Annotated in this window: 13 protein-coding genes and 1 tRNA gene; 8 read left to right on the forward strand and 6 right to left on the reverse strand. The window is 71.6% G+C overall.

The window, feature by feature from the left end; all coding sequences use genetic code 11:
* The first annotated feature begins 15 nt into the window (after nucleotides 1–15).
* The 4 genes from H9X71_RS12305 (at nucleotide 16) to H9X71_RS12320 (ending at nucleotide 4,622) form a co-directional block, all read left to right on the forward strand.
* Nucleotides 16–1,659, forward strand: a complete 1,644-nt coding sequence (locus tag H9X71_RS12305) for a DNA repair helicase XPB (protein WP_191147355.1) — start codon at nucleotides 16–18, stop codon at nucleotides 1,657–1,659.
* Nucleotides 1,660–1,715: 56 nt separating this feature from the next.
* Complete coding sequence (locus tag H9X71_RS12310) at nucleotides 1,716–2,408, forward strand: response regulator transcription factor (RefSeq protein WP_012039163.1); 693 nt, start codon at nucleotides 1,716–1,718, stop codon at nucleotides 2,406–2,408.
* Nucleotides 2,409–2,524: 116 nt separating this feature from the next.
* Entirely contained in the window at nucleotides 2,525–4,285 is a 1,761-nt protein-coding gene (locus H9X71_RS12315; protein WP_191147356.1) for a sensor histidine kinase, read from the forward strand.
* Between the two features lie 46 nt (nucleotides 4,286–4,331).
* Complete coding sequence (locus H9X71_RS12320; RefSeq protein ID WP_015491075.1) at nucleotides 4,332–4,622, forward strand: WXG100 family type VII secretion target; 291 nt, start codon at nucleotides 4,332–4,334, stop codon at nucleotides 4,620–4,622.
* Between the two features lie 131 nt (nucleotides 4,623–4,753).
* Here the strand turns inward: H9X71_RS12320 and groL are convergent, their stop codons facing one another.
* The 4 genes from groL to H9X71_RS12340 form a co-directional block, all read right to left on the reverse strand.
* A complete protein-coding gene (gene groL, locus H9X71_RS12325) occupies nucleotides 4,754–6,373 on the reverse strand; it encodes a chaperonin GroEL (RefSeq protein ID WP_191147357.1) in 1,620 nt (539 codons plus the stop codon).
* Nucleotides 6,374–6,564: 191 nt separating this feature from the next.
* Entirely contained in the window at nucleotides 6,565–6,783 is a 219-nt protein-coding gene (locus H9X71_RS12330; protein WP_191149184.1) for a cold-shock protein, read from the reverse strand.
* Nucleotides 6,784–6,997: 214 nt separating this feature from the next.
* Nucleotides 6,998–7,570 carry a LytR C-terminal domain-containing protein gene (locus H9X71_RS12335; protein ID WP_191147358.1) on the reverse strand — a complete coding sequence of 191 codons (573 nt, stop codon included), beginning with the start codon at nucleotides 7,568–7,570 and terminating at the stop codon, nucleotides 6,998–7,000.
* 33 nt (nucleotides 7,571–7,603) lie between these two features.
* Entirely contained in the window at nucleotides 7,604–7,933 is a 330-nt protein-coding gene (locus H9X71_RS12340; protein ID WP_191147359.1) for a DUF3263 domain-containing protein, read from the reverse strand.
* 237 nt (nucleotides 7,934–8,170) lie between these two features.
* On the opposite strand from H9X71_RS12340, the gene msrB reads away from it, so the two are divergent.
* Nucleotides 8,171–8,572 carry a peptide-methionine (R)-S-oxide reductase MsrB gene (msrB, locus tag H9X71_RS12345; protein WP_191147360.1) on the forward strand — a complete coding sequence of 134 codons (402 nt, stop codon included), beginning with the start codon at nucleotides 8,171–8,173 and terminating at the stop codon, nucleotides 8,570–8,572.
* Nucleotides 8,573–8,577: 5 nt separating this feature from the next.
* On the forward strand, nucleotides 8,578–9,180 hold the full coding sequence (locus H9X71_RS12350; RefSeq protein ID WP_191149185.1) for a nitroreductase family protein: 603 nt from the start codon (nucleotides 8,578–8,580) through the stop codon (nucleotides 9,178–9,180).
* Here the strand turns inward: H9X71_RS12350 and H9X71_RS12355 are convergent.
* Nucleotides 9,180–9,252, reverse strand: a tRNA-Thr gene (locus H9X71_RS12355). The two genes, H9X71_RS12350 and H9X71_RS12355, sit on opposite strands and share 1 nt — an antisense overlap.
* A gap of 41 nt (nucleotides 9,253–9,293) precedes the next feature.
* Entirely contained in the window at nucleotides 9,294–10,205 is a 912-nt protein-coding gene (locus H9X71_RS12360) for a DsbA family protein (protein ID WP_191147361.1), read from the reverse strand.
* 315 nt (nucleotides 10,206–10,520) lie between these two features.
* Here H9X71_RS12360 and H9X71_RS12365 point away from each other — a divergent pair, with 315 nt between their 5' ends.
* Both H9X71_RS12365 and H9X71_RS12370 read left to right on the forward strand, forming a co-directional pair.
* Nucleotides 10,521–11,621, forward strand: coding sequence for an ABC transporter ATP-binding protein (locus H9X71_RS12365; protein WP_191147362.1), 1,101 nt, complete (start codon nucleotides 10,521–10,523; stop codon nucleotides 11,619–11,621).
* Nucleotides 11,622–11,719: 98 nt separating this feature from the next.
* Nucleotides 11,720–13,024, forward strand: coding sequence for a DUF4032 domain-containing protein (locus H9X71_RS12370; RefSeq protein WP_053775166.1), 1,305 nt, complete (start codon nucleotides 11,720–11,722; stop codon nucleotides 13,022–13,024).
* Nucleotides 13,025–13,043 lie beyond the last annotated feature (19 nt).

A 13,043-nucleotide genomic window follows, 5' to 3' on the forward strand; every position in this document is an offset into this window, starting at 1 on the left:
CCTAGGCTGGCGGGCATGTCCGACGGCCCCCTCATCGTCCAGAGCGACCGCACCGTCCTCCTCGAGGTGGCCCACGCGGACGCCGAGGACGCCCGCCACGACCTCGCGGTCTTCGCGGAGCTGGAGCGCGCGCCGGAGCACATCCACACCTACCGGATCACCCGGCTGGGCCTCTGGAACGCCCGCGCAGCCGGCCACACGGCCGAGGACATGCTCGCCACGCTCGAGCGCTACTCCCGCTTCCCCGTGCCGCAGTCGGTGACCGTCGACGTCACGGACACCGTCGGACGCTACGGCCGGCTCGTCATCGGCCGAGATGCCGAGGGCGAGCTGCAGGTCTCGAGCACCGAGTCCGCCGTCCTCTCCGAGGTCGCGAGCTCGCGCCGCATCGCGCCGCTGCTCACGGAGCGCGTCGACGCCACGACCTACCGGGTGCAGGCGTGGGCGCGCGGCCAGCTCAAGCAGGAGCTCGTGAAGATCGGCTGGCCGGCGGAGGACCTCGCCGGGTACACGCCGGGCACGCCCCACGACATGGCGCTCGTGCAGGACGGCTGGTCGCTCCGCGGCTACCAGGAGGACGCGGTCGACCACTTCCTCGACGGTGGATCCGGCGTGGTCGTGCTCCCCTGCGGCGCAGGCAAGACGCTCGTGGGCGCTGCGGCGATGGCCAGGGCCAAGACGACGACGCTGATCCTCGTCACCAACACGGTCTCGGCCCGGCAGTGGCGCACCGAGCTGCTGAAGCGCACGACGCTCACCGAGGACGAGATCGGCGAGTACTCGGGCCAGTCGCGCGAGGTGAAGCCCGTCACCATCGCGACCTACCAGATCCTCACCGCCAAGAGGAAGGGCGAGTACGCCCACCTCGCGCTCCTCGACGCGCTCGACTGGGGCCTCGTGGTCTACGACGAGGTCCACCTGCTCCCCGCGCCGGTGTTCAAGCTCACCGCCGACCTCCAGGCGCGCCGCCGCCTCGGCCTCACCGCGACGCTGGTCCGGGAGGACGGCCGCGAGGGCGACGTGTTCAGCCTCATCGGCCCCAAGCGGTTCGACGCGCCGTGGAAGGAGATCGAGGCCCAGGGCTTCATCTCCCCCGCCGAGTGCTTCGAGGTGCGCATCGACCTCCCCGACGACGAGCGCCTCGTCTACGCCGCCGCGGCCGACGACGAGCGCTACCGGCTCGCCGCCACCGCGCCCGCCAAGCTCGACGTGACGCGCGCGCTGGTGGAGCGGCACCGCGGCGAGAGCATCCTCGTGATCGGCCAGTACCTCGAGCAGATCGACGAGCTCGCCGAGGCGCTCGGCGCGCCGAAGCTCACGGGCCAGACGCCCGTCGCCGAGCGCGAGCGCCTCTACCAGGCGTTCCGCGACGGCACCGAGCGCGTGCTCGTCGTGAGCAAGGTCGCCAACTTCTCGGTCGACCTCCCGGACGCCACGGTCGCGATCCAGGTGTCCGGCTCGTTCGGGTCGCGCCAGGAGGAGGCCCAGCGGCTCGGCCGCCTGCTCCGCCCCGAGGCGTCCGGCATGTCCGCGAGCTTCTACACGCTCGTCTCCCGCGACACCGTCGACCAGGACTTCGCGCAGAACCGCCAGCGCTTCCTCGCCGAGCAGGGCTACGCCTACACGATCCTCGACGCCGCGGGGATCGCCGCGGGCTAGCGAGCTCCTCCACAGCATCCAGCCGGCTCCCAGCGAGCGCGCAGATACTTCAACGCATGAGCGATGGCCCGAAGATCCTTATCGTCGATGACGAGCCCAACATCCGCGACCTGCTGACCACGAGCCTCCGGTTCGCCGGGTTCGCGGTCCGCGCCGTCGGCAACGGCGCCCAGGCCATCTCGGCCGTCCTCGAGGAGGAGCCCGACCTCATCATCCTCGACGTGATGCTGCCGGACATGAACGGCTTCGGCGTCACCAAGCGGCTCCGCGCCGCCGGCTACACGGCGCCCATCCTCTTCCTCACGGCGAAGGACGACACCGAGGACAAGATCACGGGCCTCACGGTCGGCGGCGACGACTACGTCACCAAGCCGTTCAGCCTCGACGAGATCGTGGCCCGCATCAAGGCCATCCTCCGCCGCACGATGCACGCCGACGAGGACGCCATCATCCGCGCGGGCGAGCTCACCATGGACCAGGACACGCACGAGGTCCTGGTCGGCGAGGAACCCATCGAGCTGAGCCCCACCGAGTTCAAGCTGCTGCGCTACCTCATGCTCAACCCGAACCGCGTGCTGTCGAAGGCGCAGATCCTCGACCACGTGTGGGAGTACGACTTCAACGGCGACGCCGGCATCGTGGAGTCCTACATCTCCTACCTGCGCCGCAAGCTCGACCAGCACTCCTCGGAGCCGGTCATCCAGACCAAGCGCGGCTTCGGCTACATGCTGAAGGCCGCCAAGTCCTGATCCCCGGGGCGCGCGCCCGCACCACCTGATCGGCCGGATGCCCACGGGCACCCGGCCGATCGCACATCCGGCGTCGCCTATCCTCGTGTCACGGTCACCATGACGAGGAACACGGGGTGCGGCCAGTGCACGACTACGTCTCGGAGAAGTGGAACAACGTCTCCCTGCGCACGAAGATCACGGGCGTCACGGTCCTGCTCCTCCTGCTAGGCCTCCTCGTCTCGGGCGCCGGCACCATGTACCTGCTGCGGCAGCAGATGGTCAGCCAGCTCGACGCGCAGCTCGCCATCGCGGTGACGCAGCTGCCCAAGGTGCTCGGCACCGAGGCGTCCTCGCCGGACACGTTCACGCAGGAGGACGTCGAAACGGCCGACCCCGCCTGGTTCGTGCTCCTCCTCGACGCGCAGGGCGACGTCCTCGCCGACAACTGGAGCGGCGACTCGGCCGACCACCCTCGCGTCTTCGGCCTCGACCTCGCCCGCGCGTCCCAGGTCAACGGCGGCGTCGTGACGTTCTCCGACAACTCCGGCAACAAGTCCTGGCACGGCATCGTCCGCGTCTCGCAGAACGCCGACCCCGACGCCACCGAGTACTCCACCCTCATCGTCGGCAAGCCGCTCGAGGAGGTCGACAAGCTCGTCGCCACCTACATCGTGATCTTCGCGAGCTTCGGCCTCGCCGTCGTCGTGCTCGGCGCCGCGGTCACGCGGATGCTCGTCACGAGCACCTTCGGCCCCCTCCGCGAGGTGGAGCGCACGGCCGCCGCCATCGCCGACGGCGACTTCGGCCAGCGGCTCGGCGGCGCGACGCCGAACACCGAGGTCGGGCGCCTCAACCGCTCGCTCAACACCATGCTCAGCCGGATCGACCGGGCCTTCGCCGACCGCGCCAAGACCATCGACCAGATGCGACGCTTCGTCGGCGACGCGAGCCACGAGCTGCGCACGCCGCTCGTGTCCGTGCGCGGCTACGCCGAGCTGTACCGCATGGGCGCGCTCCAGACGCCCGAGGACGTGTCGCAGGCCATGGAGCGCATCGAGAAGGAGGCGATCCGCATGGGCGGCCTCGTCGAGGACCTGCTCGAGCTCGCGCGCCTCGACGAGACGAAGCCGCTGCAGCTCGCGCCCGTCGACCTCTACCCCATCGCCCGCGACGCCGCGCTCGACGCCATGGCCTCCTCGCAGAGCCGCACCGTCACCGCCCTCCCGCCCGTGATCGTGAACCCCGTCGGACCGGTCCTCGACGCCGACGGCCTGGAGCCGACGCAGGAGATGTCGCCCGAGGCCCTGCGCGGCGCCGGCGCCACCACGGGCAGCGACGTCACCGGACCGATCGCCTTCGCCGGCGCGACGCTCTCCCGCTTCCGGGCGCGCCGCTCGCGTCGACCCGGCGACACCGCGCCCGACGCCCTCGCGCCGGTCCGCGCCGACGACCAGGATGCGCCCGTCCCCGCCGAGGGCCTCGCCATGGTCTCGGCGGAGGAGAACAAGATCCGGCAGGTCGTGACCAACCTCATCGGCAACGCCGTCCGCTTCACCCCCGCCGGCAGCCCCATCGAGCTCGCGACAGTCATCGACGAGTCCGCGCGCGAGGCCCGCATCGAGGTGCGGGACCACGGCGACGGCGTCCCCCCGCAGATCCGGGAGAAGATCTTCCAGCGCTTCTGGCGCGCCGACACCTCCCGCACCCGCGAGACCGGCGGCAGCGGCCTCGGGCTCGCCATCGTCTCCGCCATCGTCGCCGCTCACCGCGGCCGGGTCGACGTCGTGGAGACCGAGGGAGGCGGCGCCACCTTCCGCGTGATCCTCCCCCTCCTCCCCAGCTCCGACTCGCCGGCCGCCTCCACCCCCTCGGCCCCCGCGGCGCCCGCCTCCTGACCACCCCGTAGCCTCCGCTCGTCCGTCGACGAGAAGGAGGAGAAGCATGACGAGGTACCAGGTGGACAGCGAGGCCGTCCTGTCGGCCACCGCCGCGGTCCAGGGCAGCATCGGCCGCATCCAGGCGGAGGTGGCGGGGCTGCACGGCCAGCTCGCCGACCTGCAGGGTTCATGGTCCGGCAGCGCCGCAACCGCCTTCCAGGGCGTCGTCGCGGAGTGGAAGGGCACGCAGCAGCGCGTCGAGGAGGCGCTCGCGAGCATCAACCAGGCGCTGAGCTCCGCCGCCCGCCAGTACGCGGAGGTGGAGGAGGGCAACGCGCGCATGTTCGCGCACTGACGCCAGGCGCCCTCCTCGCCGCGTGCGGGAGCCGGCAGCACGACGAAGCGGGCGGCCCCCGGAGGGACCGCCCGCTTCGTCGTGCTGGTCGTGCTGGTGGGCGGGAGCGCTGACGCTCCCGCCCGGTCGGACTAGAAGTCCATGCCACCCGTGGGGTCGCCGGCCGGGGCCGGGTTCTTCTCGGGCTTGTCGGCGACGACCGCCTCGGTCGTGAGGAACAGACCGGCGATGGACGCGGCGTTCAGCAGCGCCGAGCGCGTGACCTTCACCGGGTCGTTGATGCCCGCGGCGAGCATGTCGACGTACTCGCCCGTGGCGGCGTTGAGGCCGTGACCCGAGGGGAGGTTGCGGACGCGCTCGGCCACGACGCCGGGCTCGAGGCCCGCGTTGAGGGCGATCTGCTTGAGCGGAGCGTCGACCGCGACGCGGACGATGTTCGCGCCCGTCGCCTCGTCGCCCTCGAGCTGGAGCTTCTCGAACGCGAGCTTGCCGGCCTGGATGAGGGCGACGCCACCACCGGCGACGATGCCCTCCTCGACGGCTGCCTTCGCGTTGCGGACGGCGTCCTCGATGCGGTGCTTGCGCTCCTTGAGCTCGACCTCGGTCGCCGCGCCGGCCTTGATGACCGCCACGCCGCCCGCGAGCTTCGCGAGGCGCTCCTGGAGCTTCTCGCGGTCGTAGTCGCTGTCGGTGTTGGAGATCTCGTTGCGGATCTGCTGCACGCGGGCCGCGATCTCGGTGGCGTCGCCGCCGCCGTCGACGATCGTGGTCTCGTCCTTGGTGATGACGACCTTGCGGGCCGTGCCGAGCAGGTCGAGGGTGACGTTCTCGAGCTTGAGGCCGACCTCCTCGGCGATGACCTGGCCACCCGAGAGGATGGCGATGTCCTGCAGCTGCGCCTTGCGGCGGTCGCCGAAGCCGGGGGCCTTGACGGCGACCGACTTGAAGATGCCGCGGATCTTGTTCACGACGAGCGTGGCCAGGGCCTCGCCGTCGACGTCCTCGGCGATGATGAGGAGCTGCTTGCCCGACTGGATGACCTTGTCGACGATCGGCAGCAGGTCCTTGATGTTCGAGATCTTCGAGTTGACGATCAGGATGTACGCGTCCTCGAACACGGCCTCCTGGCGCTCGGGGTCGGTGACGAAGTACTGCGACAGGTAGCCCTTGTCGAAGCGCATGCCCTCGGTGAGCTCGAGCTCGGTGCCGAAGGTGTTCGACTCCTCGACGGTGACGACGCCCTCCTTGCCGACCTTGTCGATCGCCTCGGCGATGATGGCGCCGATGGTGGAGTCGCCGGCGGAGATGGACGCGGTGGCGGCGATCTCCTCCTTGGTCTCGATCTCCTTCGCGGCGGCCTTGAGCTCCTCCGTGACGGCCGCGACGGCCTTCTCGATGCCGCGCTTGAGGCTGATGGGGTCGGCGCCCGCGGCGACGTTGCGGAGGCCCTCGCGGACCAGCGCCTGGGCGAGGACGGTCGCGGTGGTGGTGCCGTCGCCGGCGACGTCGTCGGTCTTCTTGGCGACCTCCTTGACGAGCTCCGCGCCGATCTTCTCGAACGGGTCGTCGAGCTCGATCTCCTTGGCGATGGACACGCCGTCGTTCGTGATGGTGGGGGCGCCCCACTTCTTCTCCAGGACGACGTTGCGGCCACGCGGGCCGAGGGTCACGCGGACCGCGTCGGCCAGGATGTTCAGGCCGCGCTCGAGGCCGCGGCGGGCTTCTTCGTCAAAAGCGATGATCTTAGCCATGTGTATCTCTCGTCCCTCCCGGACGTCAGGAAAAAGGCAGTCGTCTAGCACTCCCCGTGAGGGAGTGCCAGGGACGATTCTGGCACTCGCCATGAGGGAGTGCAAGCGAGCCGCCCACAGGCGCGGCGGTCCGACGGGGAACGGCACGACGCCGCCGCCCGGTCGGGCGACGGCGTCGTGGACGGGCGGGGTCAGGCGAGCGTGACGTTCTCCGCCTGCAGCCCCTTGGACCCCTGGCCGATCTCGAACGCGACGCGCTGCCCCTCCTCGAGGACCTTGTAGCCGGACATCTCGATCGCCGAGTAGTGGACGAAGACGTCCTGCGGGGCGGTTCCCCCGTCGACCGGGTCCACGGTGATGAACCCGAACCCCTTCTCCCCGTTGAACCACTTCACGGTGCCGTTGGCCATGTGCTTCTCCATGTGCGACTGCGCGATGTCGGGAGCGCGGTGCCGCCACCCCCGGGTCGGCCGCGGAGCCCTGCATCGACCCCGCGCCACGCCCCCGTGGCGTACGGCGTGCAGCACCGGGTACGCGACGGGCGTGCGACCAGGCAGCACGATATCCAGGGCGGGCGATCACCGGTCCGGTTCGTCCACGGACGCGCCCCGGGCGGCGCGGAGGTCAGCCGCGAGCGGCGTAGTCGGATCCGAGCACCGCCGTGAGCCGCGGGGCCGTGGCGGCCGGCGTGCCCTCCGCGGGGCGGAACTGATCGGACTGCTGCACGTCGCCCACCCCCAGCGACGCGACGAGGCCGCGTGCGGCGCCCTCGTCCGCGTCGTCGTAGTAGTAGACGGTCGTGGCCGTGATGTCGGACGTGCTGGCGTTGACGCGCGATCCGACCTTCCAGCCGGCCTTCTCGAGGAGGGTCGACGCGCGGGCCGAGAGGCCGGAGGTCTTCGTGCCGTTGAGGACCGTCACGACCATGCCGGGGACCGTGGTCGGCGCGGCGGTCGGCGCCTCGACGGGAGCGGCCTCCTCGGAGGCGGCGTCGCTCGGCAGGATGTCGGTGAACGAGACGCGGTCGTCGATGACGAAGAGGCCGACGACCCCGAGGGCGACGAGCAGGCCCGTCGCGAGCGCCGCCCACGCGAAGGCGCGGAAGCGATGGTGGCGAGGGCGCGGCGCGCGGTGCGCGCCCACGCGGCTCAGGTCGCCGGGGACGTCGTCGAAGCGGTCGGGAGCGTGGGAGGGCATGGCGGTCTCGTGTCTCCTCGGTGGGGCGCGGGGTCAGCGCGCGGTCGGACGGTGCGGGAGACCGGAGGGCAGGGCGCGCGCCGCACGGGCGGCGGCGCGGGTCTCGCGGAGGCGCAGGAGGCGCCCCACGAGCAGGGGATCGTATGCGAGGGCCTCGCGCGTCTCGAGCAGGGCGCCGAGCAGCTGGTAGTAGCGCGTCGCCGAGAGGCCGAAGGCCTGGCGGATCGCCTCCTCCTTCGCGCCCGCGTGCCGGGTCCAGTCTCGCTCGAAGTCGAGGACGGCGCGGGCCCGCTCGTCGAGCTCGGCGGTCGCCTGCCGATCCGCCGCGGGGGCGGCGGCGGAGCGCGTCTCGCGGTGGTCCACGGCATGCTCCTTCCCCGACATCCCCCACATACTAGGTGCGGCTCGCTGGACGCCCGCGCACCATCACGGGGTGTCATGCGCCGGCGCCCGTCCACCGGCCGCGCCGCCCTCCCGCCCGTCGTCGCGCGGCCACGTCTTCCCCGTGTGGAGGAATCCGCGGGGCGTCCCGGCGGTTGCCCCAGGGAGGCGCGCTGGGACGCCGCCCCTAGGATCGACCAGCGAGAAAGGACCCGCACCATGGCCTACGAGATCGAGAAGACCGACGAGGAGTGGCGCCAGGAGCTCTCCCCCGAGGAGTACGCGGTGCTGCGCCAGCAGGCCACCGAGCGCCCCTGGACCGGCGAGCTGCTGGACGAGGAGCGCACCGGCGTCTACGGCTGCAAGGCCTGCGGCGCGGAGCTGTTCACGAGCGACACCAAGTTCGACTCCCACTGCGGATGGCCGAGCTTCTACGCGCCCAAGGAGAGCGACGCGGTCAAGCTGTACACGGACACGAGCCTCGGCATGAAGCGCGTCGAGGTCGTCTGCGCGCGATGCGGCTCGCACCTCGGCCATGTCTTCGACGACGCGCCGCAGACCCCCACCGGCGACCGGTTCTGCATGAACTCGGTCTCCATGTCGTTCCGCACCGCGGAGTGACCGACGTGCCGCGGCATCGGGCGGGCGGCGCCCCCGACCCGTCCGAGCCCGGCACGGCTCCCCGGGGCGGCCCGGTGCTCGCGGCGCTCCGCGGCCGGCGCTCCCGCTCCTCCGTGGGCGAGGGCGCACCGACGCACGAGGACCTCGTCCCGCTCGTCGAGGCCGCCTCGCGCCTCGCGGACCACGGCAGCCTCCGCCCGTGGCGCGTCATCGAGATCCGCGGCGCGGCCCGCGATCGGCTGGCCGCCGCGATGGACGAGGCCGCGGGCGATCCCGCATCCGGCAAGCACCGGAGGAAGACGCATCGCGCAAGCCTGCTGGTGGCCGTCGTCGCCTGCCGCGCCCCGAGCCGCAAGGTGCCGGACTGGGAGCAGGACGCCGTCGCGGCGGGCGTCGCGCACGCGCTCACGCTGCTCCTCGAGGAGCAGGGCTGGGGCGTCTTCTGGCGCACCGGCGGACTGACCCGGAGCGACGCCGTACGGCGGATGCACGACCTCGGCCCCGGCGAGGAGCTGCTCGGCTGGCTGTACGTCGGCGACGTCGAACCCGACGGCAAGGGCCCCCGCCCGACCGTCGACGGCGAGCGGATGATCACGCTCCTCGACTGAGCCGGCCACGGGACTCGAACCCGTAACCGCCGCATTACAAGTGCGGTGCGCTACCAATTGCGCCAGGCCGGCCGACGGGCCTCGCGGACCGTCGATCCATCATACGAGCCGCGCTACGGGGCGGTGGTCGGCTCCTCCGACGGAGCGGGCGTGGGCGTGGCCGTCGCGTCCTGGCCGGCGGCCTGGAGCACGAAGGCGGCGAAGGCCTTGGCGTCGTCGGGCTGCCCGGTGTACTGGCGATCGCCCACCACGATGACCGGCGCGCCCACGACCTTCTCGACGTTCGAGTCCGGGATCTCGCCGTCGAGCACGCGGTCGGTCGCGGCGTTGACCCACGACTGGAAGCGCTGGTCGGAGATGCACGACGCGACGTCGGACGACGAGGCGCCCGCCTTCCCGGCGAGCTCGGCGATGCGCTCGTCGCTGAGGCCCGTGCTCTGCTCGGCGGGCTGCTCCTGGAAGAGGGCGGAGTTGAAGGCCCAGAAGTCGTCCGGCGAGGAGTCGGCGACGCACGCGGCGGCGTTGGCCGCACGCAGCGAGTACGCCTGCGACTTGCTGGTGAGGATGGCGACGGGGTGGATCTCCACCGTGGCGGCGCCCGACTGCAGCCACCCCTCCATCTGCGCGCCGTTCGTGTCCTGGAACTCCTTGCACGCGGTGCAGAGGTAGTCGACGTAGACGCGGATGTGCGCCACGCCCTGGGCCTCGGTCTGGGTGGGGACCGGATCCTGCTCGGGGTCGAGGGCCTGCGTGGGCGCGGCCGCGAGGTCCTTGCCGATGAGGATGCCGTCGCTCGCCATGTTCTGGGGGCCGGGGCCGGCGGGCCGCGCGCCCTGCAGGACGACGAGGCCCACGACGACGACGACCGCGACGAGGGCGACCGCGATGCCGCCGCGGACGAGGCCGCGTGCCGCCACGTCGCGACGGCGCTGCTTCATCCTGTTGAGCCGCGCCTTCTCGCGCGCGGCCTCCCGGCGTCGTCGGTGACCGCCGTGCGGTTCGTGCGCGGGCGGCGTGCTGCTCATGGATCCTCGCTCCGGGGATGGGGGAGTCGGGCGCGGGCGGGCTCCCGGACGACCTCAGGACTCTAGGCGGCCAGTCTGGGAAAGCGCCAACGCGGCGGGCGCGGGTACGGCGCCCCCTCGACGATACAGGCCCGGGGCGCTGCTTCCCCAGGTGGGGAATGGCCGCCGATCCGCACCACGGCGGGCTTCCCGACCACGGGGCCCCGTGCAATACTCATCGGGTGGTCATCGTCGCCCACAGCGATGAGCCATGAGCATCACATCCATCACCACGGATCGTCGGGCACGTACCTGCCCGTGAAGGAGAACACCGAAATGGCATCTGTAACTTTCGACAAGGCCACGCGCCTCTACCCGGGCTCGACGCGCCCCGCGGTCGACCAGATCGACCTCGAGGTCGCCGACGGCGAGTTCCTCGTCCTCGTCGGCCCGTCCGGCTGCGGCAAGTCGACCACCCTCCGCATGCTCGCGGGCCTCGAGGAGGTCAACGACGGCAACATCTTCATCGGCGACCGCAACGTCACGGACGTGCCGCCGAAGGACCGCGACATCGCGATGGTGTTCCAGAACTACGCGCTGTACCCCCACATGACGGTCGCCGAGAACATGGGCTTCGCGCTCAAGATCGCGGGCGTCGGCAAGGACGAGCGCGCCACCCGCGTCCTCGAGGCGGCCAAGCTCCTCGACCTCGAGCCCTACCTGAGCCGCAAGCCGAAGGCGCTCTCCGGCGGCCAGCGCCAGCGCGTGGCCATGGGCCGCGCCATCGTGCGCCAGCCGCAGGTGTTCCTCATGGACGAGCCGCTGTCGAACCTCGACGCCAAGCTGCGCGTCCAGACGCGCACGCAGATCGCGTCGCTCCAGCGCCGCCTCGGCGTCACCACCGTCTACGTCACGCACGACCAGACCGAGGCCCTCACCATGGGCGACCGCATCGCGGTCCTCAAGGACGGCGTCCTCCAGCAGGTCGGCACCCCTCGCGACCTGTACGAGAAGCCGCAGAACGTCTTCGTCGCCGGCTTCATCGGCTCCCCCGCGATGAACCTGTTCACCGCGAACGTCGTCGACGGCGGCGTGCAGTTCGGCTCCGCGGTCGTGCCGGTCGAGCGCGACGTGCTCACGCACGCCACGGGCGGCTCGGTCACCATCGGCGTGCGTCCCGAGGACGTCGTCGTCAGCACCACGCAGGGCCAGGGCCTCTCGGTCACGGTCGACCTCGTCGAGGAGCTCGGCGCGGACGGCTACCTCTACGGCCACACCGACATCGAGGGCAAGCGCACCGACCTCGTCGCGCGCGTCGACGGCCGCCTGCACCCGAACGCCGGCGACACCGTCTTCATCACGCCGCAGCCGGGTCACCTCCACGCCTTCGACGCCGAGAGCGGCCTCCGCCTCAACGCGCCGGTCGCCGCGGGCTGATCCAGCGCACCACCGCACGTCCGCTGCCGCGGTCCCTCGCTCGTCTCGAGCGCGGGGGCCGCGGCAGCTCCTTTTCCCCGTTCGGGTAAGGTCGCACCATGGCCGGATCCCTGAACATCACCTCGGCGACGGTCGATCCCGCGCTCCTCGACCTGCCCTGGCAGCTGCCGCTCGACGAGTGGCCCTCCTCCGCGATCGCGACGCTGCCGAAGGGCATCTCCCGGCACCTCGTGCGCTTCGCCAACCTGTCCGGATACGTCATCGCCATCAAGGAGACGACGGACGAGATGGCGCGCGGCGAGTACGACATGCTGCGGACGCTGCAGCGGCTCGAGATCCCGTGCGTGGAGCCCGTCGCCGTGATCACGAACCGCACGGACGAGGACGGCGACCCGCTGAAGTCGGTCCTCGTCACGCGGCACCTCAAGTTCTCGCTCCCCTACCGCGCGCTCTTCTCGCAGCAGCTGCGGCCCGACACCGCCACGCGGCTCGTCGACGCCCTCGCCGTCCTCCTGGTGCGGCTGCACATGATCGGCTTCTTCTGGGGCGACGTGTCGCTCTCGAACACCCTCTTCCGCCGCGACGCCGGCGCCTTCGCCGCGTACCTGGTGGACGCCGAGACCGGGAAGCTCTTCAACGGCGGCCTCTCCAACGGGCAGCGCGAGAACGACCTCGAGATCGCCCGCGTCAACATCGCCGGCGAGCTCATGGACCTCGAGGCCGGCGGCCGGATCGAGGAGGGGCTCGACCCGCTCGAGACGAGCACGCGCATCGTCGCCCAGTACCGCACGCTCTGGAAGGAGCTCACCGGTCGCGAGGAGTTCCCCACGTCGGAGCGCTGGCGCATCAACGAGCGCGTCGACCGGCTCAACGACCTCGGGTTCGACATCGAGGAGCTCGCGATCCGCACGACCGCGGAGGGCTCGCAGGTGCGGATCCAGCCCAAGGTCGTCGACGCCGGGCACCACCAGCGCCGCCTCCTGCGCCTCACGGGCGTGGACGCGCAGGAGAACCAGGCCCGCCGTCTCCTCAACGACCTCGACTCGTACACGGCGACGTTCGACAAGCAGGACCTCGACGAGGAGATGGTCGCGCACGAGTGGCTCGCGCGCGTCTTCGAGCCCGTCGTGCGCGCGATCCCCCGCGACCTGCGCGGCAAGCTGGAGCCCGCCGAGGTGTTCCACCAGCTGCTCGAGCACCGCTGGTACATGTCGCAGAAGCTGAGCCGGGACATCCCGCTCGCCGAGGCCGTCACCGCGTACGTGCAGGACATCCTCCGTCACCGCCGCGACGAGGCGACCGTGATCGACCCGCCGACCGAGTCGATCGGCGTGATCGAGGACGAGTCGGACGTGCCCATCACCGAGGCCGAGGCCGCGGAGGACTGGCGCACGAAGGTCTGAGCACGGGGCGCGTTCCCCG

Origin of the sequence: Clavibacter zhangzhiyongii (assembly GCF_014775655.1) — a bacterium.
GTDB lineage: Bacteria > Actinomycetota > Actinomycetes > Actinomycetales > Microbacteriaceae > Clavibacter > Clavibacter zhangzhiyongii.